The sequence below is a fragment of the Variovorax sp. SG517 genome, from assembly GCF_013376045.1.
GTDB lineage: Bacteria > Pseudomonadota > Gammaproteobacteria > Burkholderiales > Burkholderiaceae_C > Variovorax.
In genome coordinates, this window is sequence record NZ_JABMJG010000007.1 from 284,897 (window position 1) to 308,308 (window position 23,412).

Below are 23,412 nucleotides of genomic sequence, written 5' to 3' on the forward strand. Positions count from 1 at the left end.
TTCTGTGTCGTGGGGAATGAACCCCGGCCGGGACTGCTAGCCCGGCGAGGGTGTGGGTGTCGGGGTCGGCACGTGGCCGCCGATGTCGCGCGCGATGCTCAGCGCGATGTCGTGCAGGCGCGGCGCGAGTTCTTTGCGCAGCCGGTCTTCCGTGAACACGAAGGCCGCGCCGCCGCCGTTGAGCGCCATCACCTCGCCGTCGGGCCCGATGAGGGGCACCGACACCGAATTGATCTCGCGGTGGAACTCGCCGAGGGAAAGGCAGTAGCCCAGCCGCTTCGATTCGCCGATGGCGCGGTTCATGCCGGGCGCGATGCTGTCCCATTCGGGCCCGCGCAGCAGGCGCATCGAATCGACGAGCTGGTTGCGCTGCGACTCGGGCAGCGCCGAGAGATATGCGCGGCCGAGCGCCGAGTTGGCCAGCGGTGCGCGCGAGCCGACGTCGAGCCGCGCCGAGAGCATCGACGAGCGCGGGCGGCAGGCTTCGATCAGCACCATCTCCATGCCGTCGCGGATCGCAAGGTAGACCGAAGCCCCCACCTCCTCCGCCATCGCCTGCATGCTGGGCCGCGCGGCGGCGCGCACGTCGAGGCTGCCGAGGAACACGCGCGACAGCGACACCACGCCCGGGCCGAGCATGAAGCGGTCGGGCGCCTGCGCCGGCTTGAGCATGCCCAGCGAGAGCAGCGTGGCGACCAGCCGGTTGACGGTGGCGCGCGGAATGCCGGTCATGCGCGCCAGGTCGGCATGGCCAAGCACGGGCCGGTCTTCGCTGAAACAGCGCAGCACCGAGATGCCGCGCTCCAGCGCGCTCACGGTGTCGGAGCGCTCGCCGCGCGTGTCGGCCTGCTGTTCGGCCTGGGGGAAAGAGGTGTCGTTCTTTTCGGTGGACATGGAGGAACCCTTCGCAAGACTCTCAGGATCGGGAGTCCCGAATGTAGAGGCTCGCGGATGGAGGGTTGCCGGGTTCATGGCCGCGCCGGTTCCAGTGCAGACTCATCAGGCGCCGGCCTCGGCCGTGGCGGGCGAAGCCGCCGCGCCCTGCCCCGTACCGGCCCCGGCGCGCAGATGCACGCCCTGCTCCAGCAGCGCGGACTGCAGCGCGCCCACGTCGACGAAGCGCGGCTCGATGCCGCCGCGCGAGGCCAGCGCGGCCGCCACGCCTGCCGCCTGGCCGGTGATCCAGCACTGCGGGATCTCGCGCATGAAGCCGTGCGAGTTGCGGTCGCAGGAGATGTGGCGCCCGCAGGCCAGCAGGCCGTCGAGCTGCTTCGGCACCAGCGCGCCGTAGGGGATGGAGATGTTCGGGAACTTGGGCGAGACGGCGGGCGACACGCCGATCTCGTCGGCCAGCGGCACGCCGTCGGGCCACTGGCTGCGCAGCACCGAACCCACGCCGACGAGTCGCCGTGCATGGCGCACGCCGATCTGCGGCGCGCTCAGCATCAGGTAGGCGTTCTCGAAACCGGGCGCGTGGGCGCGGAAGTAGTCGAGGTGCGCGGCCATCGCGCGGTGCGAACGCACCTCCACCGCAGTGAGGTCGTCCACGTCGAGCGCCGAATAGCCCGACTGGCGCGGCCCCATGAAGAGCGCCACGTCGTTGCGCCACGAGACGAAGGGCCGCTCGAACAGGCCGCACTGCTCGCGGCCGCCCGCCATGAAGGCGGTGAAGGCCTCGGGCTGGCCGGCCTTGAACTCGATCCAGCGGTTCATGTCCACGCCGCCGAAGAGCCAGGAGGTGTTCATGCAGTGATGCACGTCGGCCTCCTCGATGTCGTTCACGTACTCGGCGCCGGCGCGGGCGAACAGGTCGCCGTCGCCGGTGGCGTCGACCACCACGTCGGCCATGATGGCCATGCGGCCTTCCTTGCTCTCGAACACCACACCCTTGACCGCGCCGTCCTGCACGATGGGAATGGCGGCCCACGAGTGGTAGATGAGCTTGACCTTGCGCTCCAGCACGATCTCCTGCGAGAGCAGCTTCAGCCGCTCGGGGTCGATGGTGGGCGACCAGGTGACCACGCCGTGGTAGGCGGCGGTGCGCTGCGACCAGTGCGCGGCCTTGGCCGCGTCCTGCGAGCCCCAGTCCTCGCGCACCGGGCCGGCGATGGCCTCGGCGGGAAGGCGGTCGAACAGTTCTTCGGCGAAGCCGCGGATCACCAGCTTGCCTTCCCAGTCGGTCATGCGGTCGATCCAGATGACGAGGCCGCCGGTCGAAAGGCCGCCCAGGTGGTTGTAGCGCTCCAGCAGGGCCACGTCTGCGCCCGCGCGGGCGGCCGCGGCAGCGGCGGCGGTGCCCGAAGGGCCGCCGCCCACCACCAGCACGCCGCAGCGGTGATAGACCGGAATGCTCTTGCCGGGCTCGGCCCAGCTGCCGTGGTCAGGCCGCTTGACGCGGCTGTCGCGGTCGAAGATGTCGGAGGACAGGATGCGCTCGTCGGTACGGACGACAGTTTTCATGGATGCGTTCTCGGCTTGGCTTGTTTCGTCGTATTTTGGTTTCACTTTCCATTTTTTGAAAGTTAAAAGTCCAATATTTGGGGTATTCCCTAGTAAATATGGATTTTTATGGATTTCAAGATCAATATTGAAAAAGCATTCCAACGGAGACATCGATGAAGAAACCCCACGGCACCCGCCGTGCCTTCGGCTCGGCCATCGGCGCCGCAGTCCTTCTGGGCCTCGCGCCCCTGGCCATGGCGCAGGACTTTCCGGCGCGCGGCAAGCCCATCCGCATCGTCGTGGGCTTCACGCCCGGCGGCGGTACCGACGCGCAGGCGCGCATCGTTGCGCAGAAGCTCGGCGAGGTGCTGGGCACCAGCGTGATCGTCGACAACAAGCCCGGCGCCAGCACCATGCTCGCGGCCAACGAGGTGTCGCGCGCCCTGCCCGACGGCTACACGCTGCTGTACGCGCCCTCTTCCACCATGGCGCAGAACCCGCACACCTTCGCGCAGGTGCCGTACGACCCGTTCAAGGACTTCACCGCCATCTCGATGGGCGGGCGCGGGCCGCTGGTGCTGTCGCTGAGCACCAGCGTGCCGGTGAACAACGTGAAGGAGCTGGTGGCCTACGTGAAGTCGCACCCGGGCAAGGTGAGCTACGCCTCGTTCGGCGCGGGCACCTCCTCGCACATCTACGGCGAGGCCTTCGTGAAGAAGACCGGCATCGACGCGGTGCACATCCCGTACAAGGGCGGCTCCGACGCGGCGAAGGACCTGATCGGCGGACGCGTGCAGTACATGTTCGACTCGGCCTCCTCGGCCATCATCACCGCCTCCACCGGCAAGGTGAAGATCCTCGCGGTGGCCGCCGGCTCGCGCATCGCGGCGCTGCCCAACGTTCCCACCTTCGCCGAGCAGGGCTACGCCGGGCTCGACCTGCCGAGCTGGCTGGGCTTCTACGGCCCGGCGCGCATGCCGGCGCCGGTGGTGGAAAAGCTCAACACGGCCCTCGCCAAGGTGCTGGCGATGCCGCAGGTGCAGGAGTTCTATCGCAGCGGCGGCTACGAGGCGGGCGCCACCACGCCGGCCGAGTTCGCGAGCATCACGCGCTCGACCTACGACAGCTGGGGCGCGATGGTGCAGCAGGTCGGGTTGGTCAAACAATGAGCGACATGACGGCTTCTTCCTTCCCCTCTTCGCTGCACCGCCGGCGCTTCGCGGCGTGGCTCGCGCTCGGCGTTGCAAGCCCCCTGCTGCCGGCCCATGCCGCCGCCCCCTTTCCCGACAAGGGCCGCACCATCCGCATCGTGCTGGGCCTGGCGGCCGGCGGTGCCTCGGACGCGCAGGCGCGCTTCGTCGCGAACAAGCTCGGCGAAGTGCTGCAGACGCCGGTGATCGTGGAGAACCGGCCGGGCGCGAGCTTCATCCTCGCGACCGAGGAAGTGATCCGCTCCGCGCCCGACGGCTACACCTTCATGTACGCGCCCTCCTCCGTCGTGGCGCAGAACCCGCAGACGCTGGCGCAGGTGCGCTACGACCCGTTCAAGGACCTCACGCCGATCTCGCTCGGCGCGCGAGGCCCGCTGGTGCTGACCGTGCACACCAGCGTGCCGGCGCGCACCGTACAGGAACTGGTGGCGTACATCAAGGCCAACCCGGGGAAGATGAGCTATGCCTCCTTCGGCACCGGCACCTCCTCGCACATCTACGGCGAGGCCTTCGCGCGGCAGGCCGGGCTGGACGTGGTGCACGTGCCCTACAAGGGCGGCGCCGACGCGGCCAAGGACTTTCTCGCGGGCCGCGTGCAGTACTACTTCGACGCGGCGCCCAACGCCATCCAGAACACAGCCACCGGCAAGGTGCGCATGCTCGCGGTGGCCGCGCCCAAGCGCAGCCCGATGCTGCCCGACGTGCCCACCATGGGTGAACAGGGCGTGAGCGGCGTCGACATGCCGAGCTGGCTGGGCTTCTACGGCCCGGCGCGCATGCCGGCGCCGGTGGTCGAGAAGCTCAATGCCGCGCTGGCGCAGGTGCTGGCGATGCCGGCCACGCGCGACTTCTTCCGCCAGGGCGCGTACGAGGCCGAGTCGTCGAGCCCGAAGCAGTTGGCCGACCTGACGCGCTCGACCTACGACCAGTGGGGGGACATCATCCGCAAGCTGGGGCTGGTGAAGCAGCAGTAGAGGTCAGTCGAAAAAGCTCACCAGCCGCGCGTTGACCTCGTCGGCGCGCTCGTACTGCGCCCAGTGCCCGGCGCCGTCGATCACCACGCCTTCGCGCCCCGGGCCTTCGACCGCGAGCTGCGCCACCAGCGGGCGCGGATCGGCCGTGACGTCGAACTCGCCCCATAGCAGCAGCGTCGGCACGCCCATCGTGGCCAGCGCCTGCTGCAGCCCGCCCGACTGCGACACCTCCTTGCTGCGAAAGCGCGTGCCGTGGCAGGAGATGTCGTGGATGGCGAAGGCCAGTTCGTCGATGGCGGCCGCCTCGTGCAGCATCAGCGCCGCCAGGTTGTGCAGCAGCGCGGCGCGCTCGGCCTCGCGGTCGGGGGCGGCGCGCCAGTTGATCATCTGCGCCGTCATGCGCCGCAGCGTGCCGTGGCCGCCGCTGCCGATCAGCGCAAGCCGGCGGACCGCACCGCGACCGGCGCCGAAGCGCGCGGCCGTCAGCCCGCCGAAAGAGAAGCCGCCGAGGTCGATGACGGTGCCTGCGCCGATGAGCTGGTCGAGCGTGCCGCCGAGCGCGGCGAGCAGCGGCCGCAGCGGGTCTTCGCCGGGTGCCACGCGCGGCGGTGCGTCGGATTCGTTGAAGCCGGGCATGTCGGGCAGCCACAGCGTGCGGCCGGCCGAGAGCGCCTCGACATTGAGCAGCCAGTGCATCCAGCTGCCGTGGCCGCCGTGCAGCAGCACCAGCGGTGGGCGGCTGGCGTCCGTGCCGAAGCGGCGCCAGCGCACGCGCACGCCCTCGTGCACGGCGTCGTGATGGCTTGAGAGCGCGTCGATGCGCGCGATGAGGTCGGCGTTCATGGCCACATCCTCTGCAGTTCGCGTTCGCCGTCGAGGAACTGGTGCTTCAGCGCGGCCAGCACGTGCAGCCCGACGAGCACGTACAGCACGTAGCCGGCCCATTCGTGCACGCCGCCCAGCACGGTGTGCCAGGTTTCCTTCACCGTCGGCTCGATGGCCATGATCCAGCCGATCCGCGGCCATTCGAAGAGGCCGAAGAGCTGCATCGGGTGCGTGGCGGCGTCCTTCCAGGCCGAGTCGTGCATCCAGCCCGACAGCGGCAGAAGGATCATCAGCACGTACAGCGCGCCGTGCGCCAGGTGGGCTGCGAAGCGCTCGAAGGCGCCGTAGGAGCCCGGCATGGCCGGCGGCTTGTGCGTGGCGCGCCAGAGGATGCGCATGATGACCAGGCCCAGCACCGTGATGCCTATGGACTTGTGGGTGTCGACGGCCGGGCGCACCCACTCGTCGGGATAGCGGTCGACCAGCAGGATCAGCGCGATGTTGATGATCATGAGCACCGCGATCAGCCAGTGCAGCGCGATCGCGGTTCGGGTGTAGCGGGTTTGTGCGAGCATGCGGGGAATTTTCGGGCGGGGGCCGACTCAGTCGGAAGCGCGTGCGATTGTCCGGGCATTCCCCGGGCTTTTCGAAACCGCAGGCCGAGTATTTGCGTATCACGAACCACCAATCGACCGACCGACTGCCGCCCGGGCCACTTCCCTTGAACGATCCTCTGCAAAGCGCCTTCCTGGCCGCGTCGCCGCGCCTGTCTCCCCCCGCCACGCCGCTGCGCAGTTGGCTCATCCACGGGGGCGTGCTCGTGCTGTGGGCGCTGCTCTTCGCCATGGCGTTCAAGGCCGTCGACGTGGGAGCGTGGTCGGTGGGCGTGGCCTACGTGCTGTACGACACGGTGCTGCTGCTCTTCGTCGCGTGGATGACGCTGCCGATCCTGCGGCCGCGGCCGGCGCCTTCGCCCGCCGCAGCCGCCCAGCGCAATACGCTGGGCGTGATCGTCGCCTCGCACAACGAGGCCGCCGTGCTGCCGGTGACGCTGGCCGCCCTGCTCGCCCAGACCGACCTGCCCGACCGCATCGTGATCGCGGACGACGGCTCGAGCGACGGCACGGCCGAACTGCTCACCACCCGCTACGGGCTCGTCGCTCCCGAGCTCGGCGCGCTGAGCGCCCCCAGCACGCTGCATCCTTCCCTGCGCTGGCTGCGGCTGCCGCACGGCGGCAAGGCGGTGGCGCTGAACGCGGCCATCCTGTGCATCGACACCGACATCGTGCTCACGGTCGACGGCGACACCCTGCTCGACGGCCGCGCCATCGGCGCCGTGCGCCGCGCCTTCTCGGAGGAACCGGAACTCGTGGCCGCCACCGGCGTCATCACGCCCGTGTGCAGCCGCACGCTGGCCGGCCGCTGCTTCCAGTGGTTCCAGACCTATGAGTACATCCGCAACTTCCTCTCGCGCTACGCATGGATGCGCGTCAACGGCCTGCTGCTGATCTCGGGCGCCTTCGCGGGCTTTCGCACCGAGGCCGTGCGCGCGGTGGGAGGCTTCGACACCGACTGCCTGGTCGAAGACTACGAGCTCATCCACCGCCTACACCGCCACGCCCAGGCCCACGGCCTGCCGTGGACGGTGCGCGTGCTCGGCGACGCGCAGGCACACACCGATGCGCCGAGCAGCACCGGCGCCTTCCTGCGCCAGCGCCGCCGCTGGTTCGGCGGCTTCCTGCAGACGCAGTTCTGGTACCGCGCCATGGTCGGCGACCGGCGCTACGGCTGGCTCGGCGTCGCGATGCTGCCGGTGAAGGCGGTCGACACGCTGCAGCCGCTCTACGGGCTGGCCGCCTTCGGGCTGCTGCTGGTGTACCTGGCGCGCGGCAACCTCGGCGTGCTGGCGCCGGTGGCCAGCGTGATCGGCGCGAAGATCGTGCTTGACCTCGTCTTCCACCTGTGGTCGGTGCACCTTTACCGGCGCTGGCTGGGCAACGGCGGCGAAGCCAACTTCGTGCAGGCCTTCGCGGCCGCGCTGGTCGAGCCCTTCACCTTCCAGATCCTGCGGCACACAGGAGCGGCCTGGGGCTGGTGGACGTTCCTGACGGGTCGCGGCACCTGGGGCCGGCAGACGCGCGTGGGGCTGGTGGATGCCGACGGCGCGCGGCGCAGCTGAAACGTCAGGCGCCGAAGCGGAAGCTCGACACCACCAGTCCGCCCATGAACGCGTCCTCGTGATAGACGCGCTCGCCGGCCTCGCCCTCGGCGGCGCCGACGGCCACCATCAGCGGAATCAGGTGTTCCTCGCGTGGATGCGCCATGCGCGCCGCGGGGGCTGACTCCCAATCGAGCAGCTGCGCGCTGCGCTCGCCGGCGGAGCTCTTCGCCACCGCGGCTTCGAGCCAATCGTCGAAAGCCTTCGACACGCCATGCGCCTGCGGGCCGAAGTTGCGCAGGTTGTGATAGCTCAGCCCGCTGCCGACGATCAGCACGTTCTCGTCGCGCAGCGGTGCGATCGCACGGCCCAGCGCGAGGTGCTCGGCGGGGTCGAGGCCGCGGCGCAGCGACAGCTGCACCACCGGTACGTCGGCCTTGGGGTAGATCGCGGCCATCGGCGAGAACATGCCGTGGTCGTAGCCGCGCTGGGGGTCGATCTGCACCGGCAGGCCGGCGGCGGCGATGAGCGACTGCACGCGCTGCGCCAGTTCGGGCGAACCGGGCGAGTCGTAGTGCACCTCGTAGGTGTGAGGAGGGAAGCCGCCGTAGTCGTAGATCATGGGCGGCTTGGGGTTGCCCTGCACCGTGAAGGCGGGCGCCTCCCAGTGCGCCGACACCATCAGGATGGCGGCGGGGGTGCGGCCGATCTGGCGCGGCATGTCGGCCAGCGAGGCTTCGAGCCGGTCGTAGGTCGGGCCCATTTCCTTCTTCATCCAGGGCCAGGGGCCGCCGCCGTGCGAAATGAAGTACGTGGGCAGGCGCGGCGAAACAGCGGTGTTGTCGTGGGTCAAGTCGATGCTCCTTGAAAGCGTTGCATCGACTCTAGACATTTCCCCGTAAGAAATCGACAGGCTACGATGCATCGAATCAGTTCCTGCCAGGAAATCTTCGAGAAGGACGTTCTCTCATGGACCGGATGACCAGCCTGCGGGTGTTCCGCGAAGTCGTGGAAGCGGGCAGCTTCGTGGCGGCGGCCGAGCGGCTGGGCATGTCGCCGCCGATGGCCAGCAAGCATGTCGCTCAGCTGGAGAAGTCGCTGGGCGCGCGGCTGCTGCACCGCTCCAGCCGCCACCTGAGCCTGACCGAGGCCGGCACTGCCTGGTACGAGCAGAGCCGCCGCGCGCTCGACCTGCTCGACGCGGCCGAGGCCGCCATCGGCCAGGCGCACGACACGCCACGCGGCCAGCTCAAGGTGAGCGCGCCCGTGTGGTGCGCCACGCCGCGCTTCGCCCGAGTGCTGGCCGACTACAGAGAGAAGTACCCCGAAGTGCTGGTCGACATGCATCTGGAGAACCGCAAGGTCGATCTGGCGGCCGACGGCTACGACCTCGCGCTGCGCGCCACGCAGGAGCCCTCGCCCGCGCTGATCGCCCGGCCGCTGTGCCGCGTGCCCTTCTTCCTCGCGGGCACGCCGGCCTGCCTGGAGCGCACGGGCGGCATGCCCTCGGTGCCGGCCGATCTCGCACGGGTGGGCGCGATCGTGCCCAGCTACGTGAACCTGGACAACCTCGCGCTCAAGGGCCCGGGCGGGCGGATGTTTCCGCTGCGGCTGGTGCCGGCCATGCGCTCGGACGACACCACGCTCACGCTGCATGCGGTGCGCGCGGACATGGGCATCGCCTACATGCCCACCTGGCTGATCGACGACGACATCGTGCAGGGCCGCCTGGTGCGGCTGCTGCCGGATTTCGAGGCCACGCCCGTGACGCTCTTCGCGGTGTACACCAGCCGGCAGTACATGTCGCCCAAGCTGCGTACTTTCATCGACTTCCTGGGCGAAAGGCTGGGCGAGATGGAGCCTGCCGAGCGCTTGCCGAAGAACGCACCTTTTCGGGGCAAGGTCATGCATGCGCGGCTAAAGTCCTGAGCTCTCCGGGAGACTGTGCCCTTGTTCCGCTTCTTCGAAAAACTCCTTCACCCCTACCCCGCCGCAGAACCCGCGCTGCCGCCGCAGGGCTTCCTCGCCTTCCTCTGGGCCTGCACGCATGGCGTGCGGGGCAAGATCGCGGTGATGGCGCTGCTCACCGCCGCCATGTCGATCTTCGAGGCGGCGCTGTTCGCCATCCTCGGGCGCATCGTCGACTGGCTCGCGGGCCAGGAGCCCTCGCGCCTTTGGCAGGACCGCGGCGGCACGCTGATGTGGCTGGCCGCCTTCCTGGTCATCAGCATCGTGGTGGTGGCGCTGCAGACCATCGTGAAGCACCAGACGCTCGCGGTGAACCTGCCGATGCGCCTGCGCTGGAACTTCCACCGGCTGATGCTGGGCCAGAGCATGGCCTTCTACCAGGACGAGTTCGCGGGCCGCATCACGGCCAAGGTCATGCAGACCGCGCTGGCGGTGCGCGACACCGTGTTCGTGCTGGCCGACGTGCTGGTGGCCATGGGCGTGTACGTGGCCACGATGATCATCCTGGTGGGCCTGCTCGACGCGCAGCTGGTCTGGCCCTTCCTGATCTGGCTCGCGCTGTACATCGGCTCGCTGGTGTACTTCGTGCCGCGCCTGGGCAAGGTCGGCAAGGAGCAGGCCGACGCGCGCGCGCTCATGACCGGCCGCGTGACCGACGCCTACACCAACATCGCCACCGTCAAGCTGTTCTCGCACACGCAGCGCGAAGCCGGCTTCGCGCGCGATGCGATGCGCGAATTCATGAAGACGGGCTACGGCCAGATGCGGCTGGTGAGCGCCTTCGAGATCGTCAACCACACGCTGAGCATGGGCCTCACGGCCGGCATGGCGGGCGTGGCGCTGTGGCTTTGGTCGCACGGCGCGGTCGGCATCGGCGCGGTGGCGGCGGCCACGGCGATGGCGCTGCGGCTGCAGGGCATGTCGCACTGGATCATGTGGGAGATGACCAGCCTGTTCGAGAACATCGGCACGGTGCAGGACGGCATGAAGACGCTGTCGCGCCCGCGCACGGTGGTCGACGCCGCCGACGCGAAGGCGCTCGAGGTGCCGCGCGGCGAGGTGCGCTTCGAGCACGCGAGCTTCCGCTACGCCGACGCGGGCCGCCGCGTGATCGACGACCTGACGCTGACGGTGAAGCCCGGCGAGAAGATCGGCCTGGTCGGCCGCTCGGGTGCGGGCAAGTCGACGCTGGTGAACCTGCTGCTGCGCTTCCACGACCTGGAAAGCGGCCGCATCCTGATCGACGGGCAGGACATCGCGCACGTCACGCAGGACTCGCTGCGCAGCCATATCGGCATGGTCACCCAGGACACCTCGCTCATGCACCGCTCGGTGGCCGACAACGTCGCCTACGGCCGGCCCGATGCAACCAAGGAGCAGATCGAGGCGGCCGCCAGGCGCGCCGAGGCGCACGACTTCATCCAGACGCTGGGCGACGCGAGCGGCCGGCGCGGCTACGAGGCGCACGTGGGCGAGCGCGGCGTGAAGCTCTCGGGCGGCCAGCGCCAGCGCGTGGCCATTGCGCGCGTGATGCTGAAGGACGCGCCGATCCTGCTGCTCGACGAGGCCACCAGCGCGCTCGACTCGGAAGTGGAGGCTGCCATCCAGCAGAGCCTCTACACGCTGATGGAAGGCAAGACCGTGATCGCCATCGCGCACCGCCTGTCGACCATCGCCGCGATGGACCGGCTCATCGTGCTCGACGAAGGCCGCGTGGTGGAAGAAGGCGACCACCGCACGCTGATGGCCCAGGGCGGGCTGTACGCGCGGCTGTGGGCGCACCAGAGCGGCGGCTTCCTCGGCGACAGCCTGGAAGAAGACGAGGCGCTGCGCGCCTGATCTGAATCAGGTCGGGAGAGCGCCGGCCTTGTACTGCGCGGCGAATTCGCCCGACGGCGGGATCGGCTTGATGATGTCGATCAGCACGCCGTTCGGGTCGCGCGTGATGAAGTGGCGCTGGCCGAAGGCCTCGTCGCGCAGCGGCAGCAGGATCGGCAGGCCGGCGGCCTTCAGCCGGTCGTGCACCGCGTCGGGGTCTTCCACCTCGAAGTTCAGCAGCGTGCCGCCCGCCACCTGCCCGCGCGCGGCGGCCGGAATGGTCTCGTGCCGGCCGTCGAGCACGGCGAGGTTCACCGAAGGCTCGTCCGCCAGTTGCAGGTGCACGTACCAGTCGCTGGTGAACAGTGGCACGAAGCCGAAATGCGCCTTGTAGAAATCCGCCGTTCCCGCGACGTCGTTGGTCATGAGAACGGGGTAGTAGCTCGTCACCTTCACGATCGATCCTTTCATTTAACATACAGACTGCATGTAAATTGAATATAACTTACCGACAGGCTGCATGTAAATGAGCAAAACCAGTTCCGAAACGGTCAGGACCAACCGCGAACGCACCGAAACCACCCGCCTCGCCCTGCTCGACGCCGCGCGCGCCCTCTTCGTCGACAAGGGCTACGGCGACACCTCCACGCCCGAGATCGCGGTGGCCGCAGGCATCACGCGTGGCGCGCTATACCACCACTTCACCGACAAGCGCGACCTGTTCCGCCAGGTGCTGCTGCGCGAGGGCCAGGCCGTGGCGGCCGACATCGAGGCGGCCGCGCCCGAGCAGCTCTCGGCGCGCGAGGCGCTGCTCGAAGGCAGCAAGGCCTACCTGAGCGCGATGACGGCACCGGGCCGCACGCGGCTGCTGCTGATCGACGGCCCCGCGGTGCTGGGCATGGAGGAGATCGTGGCCATGGACAACGCGACTTCGGCCGCATCGCTTCGCGAAGGGCTGGCGCGTGCCGGCGTGGGCAAGGACGAGGTGTCGCTCGATGCTGTAACGCAGTTGCTCGCGGCGGCCTTCGACCGGACCGCGCTGGCCATCGATGCAGGCGCGAACGTGGAAGAAACCCGGGCGGCGATGCTGTGGCTGCTGGAACGCACCCTGGGCCCGGCCAGGAAGCGCTGACGGCCGCCGGCATGCCGGACAAACCCGGTGCGGTGCTTCACACACGCCTACAGCGCCCGCCGCCCCCTGCCGACAGCGAGGACCCGAAGGAAGCGCAATGCTGAATTCGTCTTCAACACAGCAGAGGAGTCCTCGCGTGAATTCCATCATTTACATCGTCGGTCTGGTCGTGGTCGTCGTCGCCGTGCTCTCGTTCTTCGGCCTCCGCTAGCCCCGCGCGCATCCCCTCAAACGGGGCCGTTCGCGGCCCCGTTCTTCGTCGTGCCTGGTCCCGGCCGCTCGGAACCTGCCGGGCATAATTTGCGCGCCCCTGCGCCGCGCAGGAGCCTCATTGAGCGATCTCCAAGCGATCAGTGAGCGATACGACTGGCTGCGAAGGGACCCTGTTGACCAACACCGCGTTGACCGCGCTGCGCGAACCTGCCTTTCCGGATGCAGTGATCACCGAGGCCATCCGATGGACCGAGCAGAACGGCCCGCTCGACGACGCGCAGGCCCTGCGCCTGGCGGCCTCCCGCACAGCCGATGCCCACGAAGGGATCACCCAGCGCGCGCTGCTGCTGGGCGAGCGCATCGGCCTCCAGCCCGAACTCGCACGCGCCCGCCAATGGGCACCCTGGGTGCTGCTTGGGCTCGCGGCGCTGATCGTGATTGCGGGGCTGGGGCTGGCGGGCAACGTGGTCGGCGGCGGCGAGCGCCACATCAACGTGATCGTCGCGCTCGCGAGCCTGCTGGGCCTGCACGCGCTCACGCTGCTGATGTGGCTGCTGGGCCTGTTGTTGCCGCTCGGCTCCGTCAATACCGCTTCGCTCGGCTGGATCTGGCTGTCGCTCACCGCTCGCGTGGCAGGCGGCAAGCGCGGGCAGGCGCCGGTGCTGGTGCGCGCGGCCACGGGGCTGCTGTCGCGCGCGAAGCTGCTGCCCTGGGCCTTCGGCCTGGTGAGCCACGGGATCTGGTCTCTTTCGTTCACGGTAGTGCTCGCCGCGATGCTGTTCGCGCTCGCGTTCCGCAGCTACACGCTGAGCTGGGAGACGACGATCCTCGATCCGGAATTCTTCGTGCGCGCGGTGCAGGCGCTGGGCTGGGCGCCGGCGAAGCTGGGTTTTCCCGTTCCCGATGCCGCCACGGTGATGGCCGCCACCCCCGCCACCCCCGGCGCCGCGGGCCAGCGCACCTGGGCGCTGTGGCTCACCGGCTGCATCGCGGTCTACGGGCTGCTGCCGCGCCTGTTGCTGGTGCTGCTCAGCGCCGCCGTCCTGCGCAGCCGCCGCAAGGCGCTGCAGCCCGAATGGCAGGAGCCCTACTACCGCAAGCTGGCGGCCCGCTTCACCGCGCTCGCGCCGGCAAGCATCGTCGATGCCGACCCGGGCCGCCTGCGCGGCGCCATGCCCGCGAGCCTGCCGGCCTCGCAGCTGCACGACACCCTCTTCGTCATCGGCTTCGAATTGCCGCCGGACATGCCCTGGCCGCCAGCCGGGCTTCCCGCCGAGTTCGCAGCGCACGCGCAGCGCATCGACGGCAGCGCCCCCGCGCGGCGCGCCCTGCTCGACCAGCTGGCCCAGGCCCGCCCGCGCACGGTGATGGTGGTCTGCCATGCCGTGTCAAGCCCCGACCGGGGCACCGAACGCTTCCTGCGCGAGGTGCTGATGCATTGCGGCGAATGCCGCCTCTGGCTGGCCGGCGCCCCCGATGCCGGCGCCACGCAGCGCTGGCTCGACTGGCTGCGCGACACCGGCCTCGAACGCATCACCGCCAGCGACCGCCCGGACATCGCGCCATGACGCACCAGCCACAGCAAGCCATCCGCATCGCCGTCGTCGGCCACACCAACGCCGGCAAGACCTCGCTGCTGCGCACGCTCACGCGGCGCGTCGACTTCGGCGAGGTGTCGCAGCGCCCGGGTACCACGCGCCATGTCGAATCGGTCGATCTCGACGTGAACGGCCAAGCCGCCGTGCGCTTCTTCGACACGCCGGGCCTGGAAGACGCCGTCGCGCTGCGCGAGCACCTCGCCGGCTTCGATGCGCAGGCAACGCCGCCGGAACGCATCCGCCGCTTCCTGCAGGGCCCCGAGGCCCACGGGGTGTTCGAGCAGGAGGCCAAGGTGCTGCGCACCATGCTCGACATCGACGCCGCCTTCCTGGTCATCGACGTGCGCGAGCCGGTGCTGCCCAAGTTCCGCGACGAGATCGAGCTGCTCAACTCCTGCGCGCGGCCGGTGCTGCCGGTGCTCAACTTCGTGCGCGACACCGCCAGCCGCGAGCCGGCGTGGAAAGAGCTGCTCTCGGCCTACGGCCTGCATGTGCAGGTGCGCTTCGATGCGGCGGCGCCCTTCGTCGGCGCCGAGCAGGACCTGTACGGCGACCTCGCCACGCTGCTGCGCGATCGGCGCGAACTGCTGCGCGGCGTGGTCGAGGCGCTGGCTTCCGAAGCGGCCGGGCGCCGGCAGTCGGCATGCGCGCGCATCGCCGACCTGCTGGTCGATGCCGCGGCGGTGCGCCGCACGGTGCCGTCCACCGAGTTCGCCGACGAAGCACGCCGCAAGGCGCTCGTCGCGGCGCTGCAGAAGGCCGTGTTCGACAAGGCCCAGCGCTGCACCGACGACCTGCTCGCGCTCTACGGCTTTCGCCAGGGCGATACCGACGAGGCGCCGCTGCCGATCATCGAAGGCCGCTGGACGCTGGACTTCTTCAGCCCCGAGGCGATGAAGGACGCCGGCCTGCGCCTGGGCAAGGGCGCGGTCATCGGCGCGGCGGTGGGCGTGGTGGCCGACCTGGCCGTGGCCGGCATATCGCTGGGCGCGGGCGCGGCGCTCGGCGGAGCCATCGGCGGCGCGGTGTCGCAGGGCCTGGGGCCGCTCGGGCGCAAGCTGGCCAACAAGCTGCGCGACGTGCACGAGCTCACCGTGGAAGACGGCGTGCTCTTCGCGCTGGCCGCGTGGCAGTTGAAGCTGACCCAGGCCCTGGAACTGCGCGGGCATGCGGCCACGCAGCGCATCACCGCCGAATCGCCCGAGGACGGCGATGCGTCCACGCGCGCTGCCGCCGCCGCGGTGCGCGGCGCGCAGCCGGCGCGCAACCATCCTGAGTGGGAAGCCGGCGGCATCACGACGCGCAGCTTCTGGCGCCCTTCACCGCAGCGCGAGTCCTTGGTGGCGGAGCTGTCGCTGGCGCTCCAGCGCGCCTTCGTCGAAGCGCCCTAGTTCACCAGCGCCTGCAGCCGCGCGTAGTCGCCCGGCCGCGCGCCCATCTGCTCGGGCGTGGAGCGCTTGCCGACCCGTTCCAGGAACGGCAGCCGGTTGGCCTGCGTCACGGTCATGCCCTTGTCGCGCAGGAACTTCTCGTCCTCCAGCTCGCCGGCAATCACGCCGACGTTGGTCCACTTGGCGGTTTCCACCAGCACCTTCTCGACCATCGCCTGCTGCTGCGGATTCAGCCTGCCCCACGCGGCCTTGCCGATGACGATGCCCAGTGTGTCGTAGACGTGCGCGGTCAGCAGCACGTACTTCTGCACCTCGTAGAGCTTCTTCGACTTGACGATATCCAGCGGGTTTTCCTGCGCCTCGACTTCGCTCTTCTTGAGCGAGCCGTACAGGCTCATGAAGGGCAGCGTCACCGGCTTGGCGTCGACCGCGGTGGCGAAGAGCTGGTAGGCCGCGGCGGCGGGCACGTACAGGCGCAGGTCGCGGAAGTCTTCCGGCCTGGCCAGCGGCTTGGCCGAGGTGACCTGGCGCGCGCCGTAGTAGACGGAGGCGACCATGCGGTTGCCGCTCCTCTCGTTGTAGCCCTTCATGAGCTCGGCCAGCAGCGGGCTCGCCAGGTACTTGCGCATGTGGTCGAGGTCCTTGAAGGCGAAGGGATAGCTCGCCAGGCTCAGCGGCGGATAGCCCTCGGCCAGCGTGGCCTGCCCGACGTAGGCGATCTGCACCGAGTCGTTCGCCAGCATCAGCGGATAGTCGCCCTCCTGCCCCAGCTTGGAAGAAGGCACCACCTCTATCTTGATCTTGCCTTCGGACTGCTCGGCGATCTTGCGCGCCGCCAGCTCGGCCTGCTGGTGGAAGATGCTCGTGGGCTCGTAGACGTGGCCCCACTTGAACTGCAGCACCTGCGCGTGGGCAGCCACCGCGCCCGCGAACGCCATGCAGAGAAAAACACCAGCGCGGCGCCACGGCAACAAGCTTTTCATCGACTCTCCCTCGGGTTGAGAACAGCCCGCACCCCATGCAAGATCGAAGCCACGCGGCGACGGGTGCCGGGCGAATGCGTCCGGCGCTGGAATCGTAAGTATTTGAAACCTTCTTCGTAATCGGGTTTGCCCGACTCCGGCCAGCACGCCTACGATGCCTCGGCACATGACCCCTACGACCACTCTGCGCGCCATCCGCGCCGACATCACGACCCTGCGGGTGGACGCCATCGTCAACGCCGCCAACTCCTCGCTGCTCGGCGGCGGCGGCGTGGACGGCGCTATCCATCGCGCGGCCGGGCCCGAGCTGGTGCATGAATGCCGGCTGCTGGGCGGCTGCAAGACGGGCGATGCGAAGCTCACCAAGGGCTACCGGCTGCCCGCCCGCTTCGTCATCCACACCGTCGGGCCCGTATGGCGCGGCGGCGGGTCGGGCGAGCCGGAGCTGCTGGCCTCGTGCTACCGGCGTTCGATGGCGCTCGCGGCGGCGCACGGCGTTCGCAGCATCGCGTTTCCTGGCATCAGCACCGGCATCTACGGCTACCCCGTGGAGCCGGCGGCAAGGCTCGCGGTGAGCACGGTGCGGGAGGCACTGGCGGATGCGGCGTCGCCGGTCGAGGAAGTCGTCTTCTGCTGCTTCTCGGCCGGCGACCTTGCCATCTATGAAGCCGTGCTGGCCTGATCCGGCATCGGCCCCGAAGAAAAACCAACTCCAAATCCCATGACCGAATCCAAATTCGAGCCCGACGACAACGACGGCAACGCCGACGCCGGCATGCGCAAGGGCCTCACCAGCTACGGCGACCGCGGCTTCTCGCTCTTCCTGCGCAAGGCCTTCATCAAGGGCGCGGGCTACACCGATGCCGCGCTCGACCGCCCGGTGATCGGCATCGCCAGCACCGGCAGCGCCTACAACCCCTGCCACGGCAACGCGCCGCAGCTCATCGAGGCCGTGAAGCGCGGCGTGATGCTCGCGGGCGGGCTGCCGATGGAGTTCCCGACCATCTCGGTGCACGAGAGCTTCGCCGCGCCGACCAGCATGTACCTGCGCAACCTCATGGCCATGGACACCGAGGAGATGGTGCGCGCGCAGCCCATGGACGCGGTGGTGCTCATCGGCGGCTGCGACAAGACCGTGCCGGCGCAGCTCATGGGCGCGGCGTCGGCGGGGCTGCCGGCCATTCAACTCATCACCGGCTCGATGCTCACCGGCAGCCACCGCGGCGAGCGCGTGGGCGCCTGCACCGACTGCCGGCGCTACTGGGCCCGCTATCGCGCGGGCGAGATCGACGCGGAGGAAACCGCCGACGTCAACAACCAGCTGGTGGCGAGCGTGGGCACCTGCTCGGTCATGGGCACGGCCAGCACCATGGCCTGCATCGCCGAGGCGCTGGGCATGACGGTGCCGGGCGGGGCCTCGCCGCCAGCCGTCACGGCCGACCGCATCCGCATCGCCGAGCAGACCGGCGCGCAGGCGGTGCGGATCGCGCGCGAGCGCCTCACCATCGACAAGGTGCTGACCCCGGCCGCCTTCGAGAACGCGATGCGCGTGCTGCTGGCCATCGGCGGCTCGACCAACGGCATCGTCCACCTCGCGGCCATCGCCGGGCGCATGGGCCTGGACATCGACCTGCACGCGCTCGACCGCATGGGCCGCGAGACGCCGGTGCTGCTCGACCTGAAGCCCTCGGGCCAGCACTACATGGAAGACTTCCACGCCGCGGGCGGCATGGCCACGCTGCTGCGCGAGCTCAAGCCGCTGCTGCACCTCGACGCCCTCACCGTCACGGGCCGCACGCTGGGCGAGGAGATCGAGAGTGCCGGCCCCGGGTTCGCGCAGGACGTGGTTCGCCCGGTGGCGCGGCCGATCTACCCGCAGGGCGGCATCGCGGTGCTGTGGGGCAACCTGGCGCCGGGCGGCGCGATCATCAAGCAGTCGGCCGCCGACCCGGCGCTGATGGAGCACGAAGGCCGCGCCGTGGTCTTCGAGAACGCCGAGGACCTCGCGCGCCGCATCGACAGCGACCAGCTCGACGTCGCGCCGCACGACGTGCTGGTGCTCAAGAACATCGGCCCCAAGGGCGCGCCGGGCATGCCGGAGGCGGGCTACCTGCCGATCCCGCGCAAGCTCGCCCGGGCCGGCGTGAAGGACATGGTGCGCATCTCCGACGGCCGCATGAGCGGCACCGCCTTCGGCACCATCGTGCTGCACGTGACGCCCGAGTCGGCCATCGGCGGGCCGCTGGCTTATGTGCGCAGCGGCGACCGCATCCGGCTCAGCGTGGCGAACCGCGAGATCTCGCTGCTGGTGGCCGACGAGGAACTGGCGCGCCGCGCGAAGGAATCGCCAGCGGTGGCGCCGACCGCCGAGCGCGGCTACCGCAAGCTCTTCCTGCAGACCGTGACGCAGGCCGACAAGGGAGTGGACTTCGACTTCCTCCGCGCGCCGGGCAACGCGGGCAAGGTGCCGCGCTAGGCCCCGCACAATGCGCGGATGACCAACGACTTCTACGACGAACTCGCCCCGCTCTATCACCTGATCTATCCGGACTGGAACGAGAGCATCCGCGTGCAGGGCGACAAGCTTTCGCAGCTCATCGAAGCCGAATGGCCTGGCGGCGGCGTGCATCGCAAGGTGCTCGACGTGTCATGCGGCATCGGCACGCAGGCGCTGGGGCTTGCGGCGCTCGGCCATGCGGTGACGGCTTCGGACCTGTCGCCCGAGGAGATCGAGCGCGCGAAACGGGAAGCCGGCCAGCGCGGTCTCGGCATCGCCTTCTCGGTGTGCGACATGCGCGAGGCGCACACGCACCACGGCGGCGGCTTCGACGTCGTGATCTCCTGCGACAACTCCATGCCGCACCTGCAGACCGACGCCGACCTGCTCACCGCCCTGCGCCAGATGACGGCCTGCCTGCGCCCCGGCGGCGGCTGCGTGGTCAGCGTGCGCGACTACGCGAAGGAAGAGCGCGGCAGCAACCTCGTGAAGCACTACGGCGCGCGCGTGGACGGCCGCAAGCGCCACGTGCTGTTCCAGGTCTGGGACTTCGACGACGGCGGCAAGGGCGAACACTACGACCTGGGCTTCTTCTTCGTCACGGAAGACCTCGCCACGCAGGCCGTGAGCACGCGCGTGATGCGCTCGCGCTACTACGCCATTGCGACGACGAGGCTGTGCGAGCTGATGCAGGAGGCGGGGCTGCAGGACGTGCGGCGCATCGACGACACCTTCTTCCAGCCGGTGCTGGTGGGCACGCGGCGCTGAGCCTTCGGAGCCAGCCTCACTTCTTCATGCGCAGCATCGACCGCATGCCGGCAAGGAACTGCTCGTCGGTGCTGTTCCACCGTGCATCCGCCAGGTGCGCGCTGTCCGGCCCGGCCGGAAAGCGCAGCCGTTCCGCCTCTTCCGTCGCCGCGGCGAAGACGGCCGCCGCCACCTGGTCGGGCGTCGTCACCGCGCCGGCATTCGCGAACTGCGCCATGAGCTGGCCCGCGTAGGCCTGGTAAGGCGGCGGGATCAGGCCGTTCATGCGCTCCATGCCGTTGGCCGTGAAGGCCGTGCCGGGGCCGTAGCCGGGCTCGACGAGCCTGACGCGCACGCCCACCGATTCGAGCTCGAAGAACAGGGCCTCGGTAAAGCCTTCGATGGCGAACTTGCTCGCCGCATAGGGCGCCACCAGCGGCATGCCCGCGAAGCAGACGCTGGAGGTGACGTTGACGATGGTCCCCTCCCCGCGCTCGCGCATCAGCGGAACCATGGCCTGGGTCATTGCCATGACGCCGAAGGTGTTGGTCTCGAACACTTCGCGGATGGTGTCCATCGGCGTGGCCTCCAGGGCCGAGAACAGGCCGATGCCGGCGTTGTTCACCAGCGCGTCGATGCTGCCGAAGGCGGCCATGCCTTCGCCGATGGCCTGCGCGATGCTGTCGGCGTCCGTCACGTCGAGGCGGACCACGCGAAGGCGCGGCGACGGCTCGCCCAGCAGCGCCGGATCGGGCCTGCGCATCGTCGCGACGACGTTCCAGCCCTGTTTCAGGAAGTGCTCTGCCGTGGCCTTGCCATAGCCCGAGGAGCAGCCGGTGATGAGTGCGGTTTTCAAGTGGGTTTCCTTTCAAGACCGGCTGATGCTAGGCTGGTTGACAGAGACGATCCATCTCGTGCAATCTGCATTTCATGCGTGATCGTCTAAATCCAGACCCGCTGGCCTCCATCGTGGCCCTGCTGCGTCCGCGGACCGTGCTGTCCAAGTTCATCAGCGGGGCGGGAAGCTGGGCCGTGCAGTACCCGAACCACGGGCACCCCAGCTTCTGCCTGATGCTCGAGGGCTCCTGCTGGCTGGGCCTGGAGTCGGCGGAACCCTTCCTGATGGAGGCCGGCGACTACGTCCTGCTGCCCGCGACGCCCGGCTTCCGCATGGGCAGCGACCTCGAGGCCATGAAGCGCCCGACCATGCGCGTCGCCGACGCGAACCCGGTGGGAGAAATCCGCCACGGCGCGCAGGGGGACGAGGCGGCGGTCCGGATGCTCGGCGGCTACTTCCTGTTCGATCCGACAAGCGCGCCGCTGCTCGTGGGGCTCCTGCCGGCCGTGGTCCACATCAAGGCCACCGACGCCCAGGCGGCGCGGCTGGCCTGGATCGCACGCGCCATCGACGAGGAGAACACGTCGCCCAGGCCCGGCGGCGACGCCATCCTGCAGCGCCTGGTGGAGATCATGCTGATCGAGGCGCTGCGCTGGCGCCCGGCGCAGGACGATGCGCCGGTCTCCGGCCTGCTCGCCGGCCTCGCGAACGCGCGAATGGCACAGGCGCTGCGGCTCATCCACGAGGACGTGGCGCGGCGCTGGACCATCGAGGATCTCGCGGGCAAGGTCGGGATGTCGCGCGCCGCGTTTGCCTCGCACTTCATGCGGATCCTCGGCGTGCCGCCAATGGAATACGTGCTGCGATGGCGCATGGCGCTCGCCAAGGACATGCTGTGGCACGACGGCCTTTCGCTCGGCGAGGTCGCGCATGCCATCGGCTATCAATCGGCCAGCGCGTTCAGCGCGGCCTTCAGCCGTTCGGTCGGACAGTCTCCGAGCTCGTTCGCGCGCACCGGTCGCGCGGGCGGCAGCAGCACCTGAGCGCCCTCTCCCAGGCGCGGCGGCCCCTGGCCGGTCACTGTCCCGTCACGGGGCAAACCTAGCATCCGGCCGCCTTCGTTTCTCTTTCAACAACATCCGAAAAGCATATGAAGAAGAGCGTTCCTGCGCCCGCGCCTCGTCCCGTTCTCGCAACCATCGCAGCCATCGGGGGAAGCCTGGTGATCGCCGCCTGCGGTGGCGGCAGCGGAGGAGGCATCTCGCTTCCGGTCCTTCCGCCCGCACCGGCCCCGGCACCGGCTCCCACGCCGGCGCCCCCCGCCCCCGCGCCGCTGGGCACGCTCGACGGCTCCGTGCCCCTGGTCATCGGCCATCGCGGCCTGCCGGGCCTCTATCCGGAAGAAACGAAGACCGCCTACGAAGCCGCGGCCGACGCCGGCGCCGACTCGCTGGAGACCGACCTGCACCTCACGAAGGACTGCGTGCTGGTCGCGCGCCACAACCCCTGGCTGAGCGACAACACCAACATTGCCGAGGTCGCCAAGACCAACACCACCGTCGCCGGCCGCAAGCGCACCGTGCCGGGCGTGCTGGTCGACGTGAAATACCCGCCCATCGAGGCCAACGGCCCGGCCCAGTACCTGAGCGACCTGACCGACCCGAACGATCCGAAGTCGGTGCTCAAGTCGCTCATCGTCGATGGAGAGGACCACACCAACGACTGGTCCATCACCGACTTCACGATGGACGAACTGCGCCAGTGGATTCGCGGCACTACCTACGACGCCAGGGACCAGCGCCCGACCGACCTCAACGGCAAGCTGCCGATCATCAGCTTCCAGGAGCTGATCGACATCGCCAAGGCCAAGAGCGCCGCCACCGGCCGCACGCTCACCGTGTATCCGGAAACCAAGAATCCGATCTGGAACAACGCCCAGGCCATCGCCAACGGCTGCGGCCCGGCGGGCAGCCATCCGCTGGAAGATGCGCTGCTGAAGGTCATGAACTTCAACGACCTCAACCGCAAGGACGCGCCGATCTTCGTGCAGAGCTTCGAGCCCGAGAGCCTGAAGTACCTGCGCTCGGCCGGCATGAAGGCCCGCGCGGTGCAGCTGGTGGACGGCAACGACATCAACTACCAGACCGGCGAGATGATCTACGTCACGAAGGACGTCTACACCTTCGTCGATGGCCGCCCCTACAGCTGGACGCTGGCGGGCAACCCGAAGTGGTTCGGCGAGATGCTCACGCCCGCCGGCCTGGCCGAGGTCAAGACCTACGCCGACGGCATCGGCCCCTGGAAGCCGCAGGTGATGGCCCACACCGTCGTGCCCTTCGTCGCGGGCAAGGGCCTGGCCGACGTGAACACCATCAAGCCCACCAGCCTGATCGCCGACGCGCACAAGGCCGGCCTCTTCGTGCACACATACACCTTCCGCAACGAGGCGAAGTACCTGGCAGGCGTCTACAAGGGCGACCCGACTGCAGAGTACCTCGCGTACTTCCGCGCCGGCATCGACGGCGTGTTCTCGGACTTCGCGAACACCGCCTTCGCGGCACGCAAGACCTACCTGAAGGAATCGGGCCGCTGAGGCGCGCAGGCCGGGCAAGGCGCG

21 protein-coding genes are annotated in these 23,412 nt (G+C 69.4%); 13 read left to right on the forward strand and 8 right to left on the reverse strand.

What is annotated here, in order from left to right; all coding sequences use genetic code 11:
- Positions 1–36 precede the first annotated feature (36 nt).
- Entirely contained in the window at positions 37–894 is an 858-nt protein-coding gene (locus FHT32_RS22520) for an IclR family transcriptional regulator (protein WP_176666829.1), read from the reverse strand.
- A 105-nt stretch (positions 895–999) separates the two neighbouring features.
- The gene (locus tag FHT32_RS22525) at positions 1,000–2,460 is read right to left on the reverse strand and encodes an FAD-dependent oxidoreductase (protein ID WP_176666830.1); all 1,461 of its coding nucleotides are present in this window, start codon (positions 2,458–2,460) and stop codon (positions 1,000–1,002) included.
- Between the two features lie 155 nt (positions 2,461–2,615).
- On the opposite strand from FHT32_RS22525, the gene FHT32_RS22530 reads away from it, so the two are divergent.
- Together FHT32_RS22530 and FHT32_RS22535 are read left to right on the forward strand one after the other, a co-directional pair.
- Positions 2,616–3,611 carry a tripartite tricarboxylate transporter substrate binding protein gene (locus tag FHT32_RS22530; RefSeq protein WP_176666831.1) on the forward strand — a complete coding sequence of 332 codons (996 nt, stop codon included), beginning with the start codon at positions 2,616–2,618 and terminating at the stop codon, positions 3,609–3,611.
- A gap of 5 nt (positions 3,612–3,616) precedes the next feature.
- On the forward strand, positions 3,617–4,627 hold the full coding sequence (locus FHT32_RS22535; protein ID WP_176666832.1) for a tripartite tricarboxylate transporter substrate binding protein: 1,011 nt from the start codon (positions 3,617–3,619) through the stop codon (positions 4,625–4,627).
- Between the two features lie 3 nt (positions 4,628–4,630).
- Here FHT32_RS22535 and FHT32_RS22540 read toward each other — a convergent pair whose 3' ends face one another.
- Positions 4,631–5,470 (reverse strand): alpha/beta fold hydrolase, encoded by an 840-nt coding sequence (locus FHT32_RS22540; RefSeq protein WP_176666833.1) that lies wholly within the window; start codon positions 5,468–5,470, stop codon positions 4,631–4,633.
- A complete protein-coding gene (locus tag FHT32_RS22545) occupies positions 5,467–6,027 on the reverse strand; it encodes a cytochrome b (RefSeq protein WP_019652075.1) in 561 nt (186 codons plus the stop codon). Before FHT32_RS22545 ends, FHT32_RS22540 begins: the two co-directional genes overlap by 4 nt.
- A gap of 146 nt (positions 6,028–6,173) precedes the next feature.
- Here FHT32_RS22545 and FHT32_RS22550 point away from each other — a divergent pair, with 146 nt between their 5' ends.
- Positions 6,174–7,631, forward strand: a complete 1,458-nt coding sequence (locus FHT32_RS22550; RefSeq protein WP_176666834.1) for a glycosyltransferase family 2 protein — start codon at positions 6,174–6,176, stop codon at positions 7,629–7,631.
- A gap of 4 nt (positions 7,632–7,635) precedes the next feature.
- Here the strand turns inward: FHT32_RS22550 and FHT32_RS22555 are convergent, their stop codons facing one another.
- Positions 7,636–8,463 (reverse strand): class III extradiol ring-cleavage dioxygenase, encoded by an 828-nt coding sequence (locus FHT32_RS22555; RefSeq protein WP_176666835.1) that lies wholly within the window; start codon positions 8,461–8,463, stop codon positions 7,636–7,638.
- 116 nt (positions 8,464–8,579) lie between these two features.
- Between FHT32_RS22555 and FHT32_RS22560 the strand changes: the two genes are divergently transcribed.
- Together FHT32_RS22560 and FHT32_RS22565 are read left to right on the forward strand one after the other, a co-directional pair.
- The gene (locus tag FHT32_RS22560) at positions 8,580–9,539 is read left to right on the forward strand and encodes a LysR family transcriptional regulator (protein WP_176666836.1); all 960 of its coding nucleotides are present in this window, start codon (positions 8,580–8,582) and stop codon (positions 9,537–9,539) included.
- Between the two features lie 21 nt (positions 9,540–9,560).
- The gene (locus FHT32_RS22565; protein ID WP_176666837.1) at positions 9,561–11,417 is read left to right on the forward strand and encodes an ABC transporter ATP-binding protein; all 1,857 of its coding nucleotides are present in this window, start codon (positions 9,561–9,563) and stop codon (positions 11,415–11,417) included.
- Between the two features lie 6 nt (positions 11,418–11,423).
- On the opposite strand, the gene FHT32_RS22570 is transcribed toward FHT32_RS22565, so the two are convergent.
- Entirely contained in the window at positions 11,424–11,867 is a 444-nt protein-coding gene (locus FHT32_RS22570; RefSeq protein ID WP_218088368.1) for a VOC family protein, read from the reverse strand.
- A 55-nt stretch (positions 11,868–11,922) separates the two neighbouring features.
- On the opposite strand from FHT32_RS22570, the gene FHT32_RS22575 reads away from it, so the two are divergent.
- The 3 genes from FHT32_RS22575 (at position 11,923) to FHT32_RS22585 (ending at position 15,730) form a co-directional block, all read left to right on the forward strand.
- Positions 11,923–12,528, forward strand: a complete 606-nt coding sequence (locus FHT32_RS22575) for a TetR/AcrR family transcriptional regulator (RefSeq protein WP_176666838.1) — start codon at positions 11,923–11,925, stop codon at positions 12,526–12,528.
- Between the two features lie 386 nt (positions 12,529–12,914).
- Entirely contained in the window at positions 12,915–14,309 is a 1,395-nt protein-coding gene (locus FHT32_RS22580) for a DUF2868 domain-containing protein (RefSeq protein WP_176666839.1), read from the forward strand.
- Complete coding sequence (locus FHT32_RS22585; RefSeq protein WP_176666840.1) at positions 14,306–15,730, forward strand: GTPase/DUF3482 domain-containing protein; 1,425 nt, start codon at positions 14,306–14,308, stop codon at positions 15,728–15,730. The genes FHT32_RS22580 and FHT32_RS22585 overlap by 4 nt, the downstream gene beginning before the upstream one ends.
- Here FHT32_RS22585 and FHT32_RS22590 read toward each other — a convergent pair.
- On the reverse strand, positions 15,727–16,713 hold the full coding sequence (locus FHT32_RS22590; protein WP_176666841.1) for a sialic acid TRAP transporter substrate-binding protein SiaP: 987 nt from the start codon (positions 16,711–16,713) through the stop codon (positions 15,727–15,729). The genes FHT32_RS22585 and FHT32_RS22590 overlap by 4 nt on opposite strands.
- A gap of 166 nt (positions 16,714–16,879) precedes the next feature.
- Here FHT32_RS22590 and FHT32_RS22595 point away from each other — a divergent pair, with 166 nt between their 5' ends.
- Genes FHT32_RS22595 through FHT32_RS22605 form a run of 3 tightly spaced genes read left to right on the forward strand, consistent with a single transcriptional unit; the run spans position 16,880 to position 19,978 of the window.
- A complete protein-coding gene (locus FHT32_RS22595) occupies positions 16,880–17,395 on the forward strand; it encodes an O-acetyl-ADP-ribose deacetylase (RefSeq protein ID WP_176666842.1) in 516 nt (171 codons plus the stop codon).
- Between the two features lie 39 nt (positions 17,396–17,434).
- The gene (locus FHT32_RS22600; protein ID WP_176666843.1) at positions 17,435–19,189 is read left to right on the forward strand and encodes an IlvD/Edd family dehydratase; all 1,755 of its coding nucleotides are present in this window, start codon (positions 17,435–17,437) and stop codon (positions 19,187–19,189) included.
- Positions 19,190–19,207: 18 nt separating this feature from the next.
- Positions 19,208–19,978, forward strand: a complete 771-nt coding sequence (locus tag FHT32_RS22605) for a bifunctional 2-polyprenyl-6-hydroxyphenol methylase/3-demethylubiquinol 3-O-methyltransferase UbiG (protein WP_176666844.1) — start codon at positions 19,208–19,210, stop codon at positions 19,976–19,978.
- Between the two features lie 16 nt (positions 19,979–19,994).
- On the opposite strand, the gene FHT32_RS22610 is transcribed toward FHT32_RS22605, so the two are convergent.
- Entirely contained in the window at positions 19,995–20,813 is an 819-nt protein-coding gene (locus FHT32_RS22610; RefSeq protein ID WP_176666845.1) for an SDR family oxidoreductase, read from the reverse strand.
- 74 nt (positions 20,814–20,887) lie between these two features.
- Between FHT32_RS22610 and FHT32_RS22615 the strand changes: the two genes are divergently transcribed.
- Positions 20,888–21,838, forward strand: coding sequence for an AraC family transcriptional regulator (locus FHT32_RS22615; protein WP_176666846.1), 951 nt, complete (start codon positions 20,888–20,890; stop codon positions 21,836–21,838).
- 107 nt (positions 21,839–21,945) lie between these two features.
- Positions 21,946–23,388 carry a glycerophosphodiester phosphodiesterase family protein gene (locus FHT32_RS22620; protein WP_176666847.1) on the forward strand — a complete coding sequence of 481 codons (1,443 nt, stop codon included), beginning with the start codon at positions 21,946–21,948 and terminating at the stop codon, positions 23,386–23,388.
- Positions 23,389–23,412: the final 24 nt, after the last annotated feature.

Excerpts from the sequence above, each read along its gene's own strand:
- FHT32_RS22520 (WP_176666829.1), bottom strand. The coding sequence starts at position 894 with ATGTCCACCGAAAAGAACGACACCTCTTTCCCCCAGGCCGAACAGCAG.
- FHT32_RS22525 (WP_176666830.1), bottom strand. The coding sequence starts at position 2,460 with ATGAAAACTGTCGTCCGTACCGACGAGCGCATCCTGTCCTCCGACATC.
- FHT32_RS22530 (WP_176666831.1), top strand. The coding sequence starts at position 2,616 with ATGAAGAAACCCCACGGCACCCGCCGTGCCTTCGGCTCGGCCATCGGC.
- FHT32_RS22535 (WP_176666832.1), top strand. The coding sequence starts at position 3,617 with ATGACGGCTTCTTCCTTCCCCTCTTCGCTGCACCGCCGGCGCTTCGCG.
- FHT32_RS22540 (WP_176666833.1), bottom strand. The coding sequence starts at position 5,470 with ATGAACGCCGACCTCATCGCGCGCATCGACGCGCTCTCAAGCCATCAC.
- FHT32_RS22545 (WP_019652075.1), bottom strand. The coding sequence starts at position 6,027 with ATGCTCGCACAAACCCGCTACACCCGAACCGCGATCGCGCTGCACTGG.
- FHT32_RS22560 (WP_176666836.1), top strand. The coding sequence starts at position 8,580 with ATGGACCGGATGACCAGCCTGCGGGTGTTCCGCGAAGTCGTGGAAGCG.
- FHT32_RS22570 (WP_218088368.1), bottom strand. The coding sequence starts at position 11,867 with ATGAAAGGATCGATCGTGAAGGTGACGAGCTACTACCCCGTTCTCATG.
- FHT32_RS22575 (WP_176666838.1), top strand. The coding sequence starts at position 11,923 with ATGAGCAAAACCAGTTCCGAAACGGTCAGGACCAACCGCGAACGCACC.
- FHT32_RS22585 (WP_176666840.1), top strand. The coding sequence starts at position 14,306 with ATGACGCACCAGCCACAGCAAGCCATCCGCATCGCCGTCGTCGGCCAC.
- FHT32_RS22590 (WP_176666841.1), bottom strand. The coding sequence starts at position 16,713 with ATGAAAAGCTTGTTGCCGTGGCGCCGCGCTGGTGTTTTTCTCTGCATG.
- FHT32_RS22595 (WP_176666842.1), top strand. The coding sequence starts at position 16,880 with ATGACCCCTACGACCACTCTGCGCGCCATCCGCGCCGACATCACGACC.
- FHT32_RS22600 (WP_176666843.1), top strand. The coding sequence starts at position 17,435 with ATGACCGAATCCAAATTCGAGCCCGACGACAACGACGGCAACGCCGAC.
- FHT32_RS22605 (WP_176666844.1), top strand. The coding sequence starts at position 19,208 with ATGACCAACGACTTCTACGACGAACTCGCCCCGCTCTATCACCTGATC.
- FHT32_RS22615 (WP_176666846.1), top strand. The coding sequence starts at position 20,888 with ATGCGTGATCGTCTAAATCCAGACCCGCTGGCCTCCATCGTGGCCCTG.
- FHT32_RS22620 (WP_176666847.1), top strand. The coding sequence starts at position 21,946 with ATGAAGAAGAGCGTTCCTGCGCCCGCGCCTCGTCCCGTTCTCGCAACC.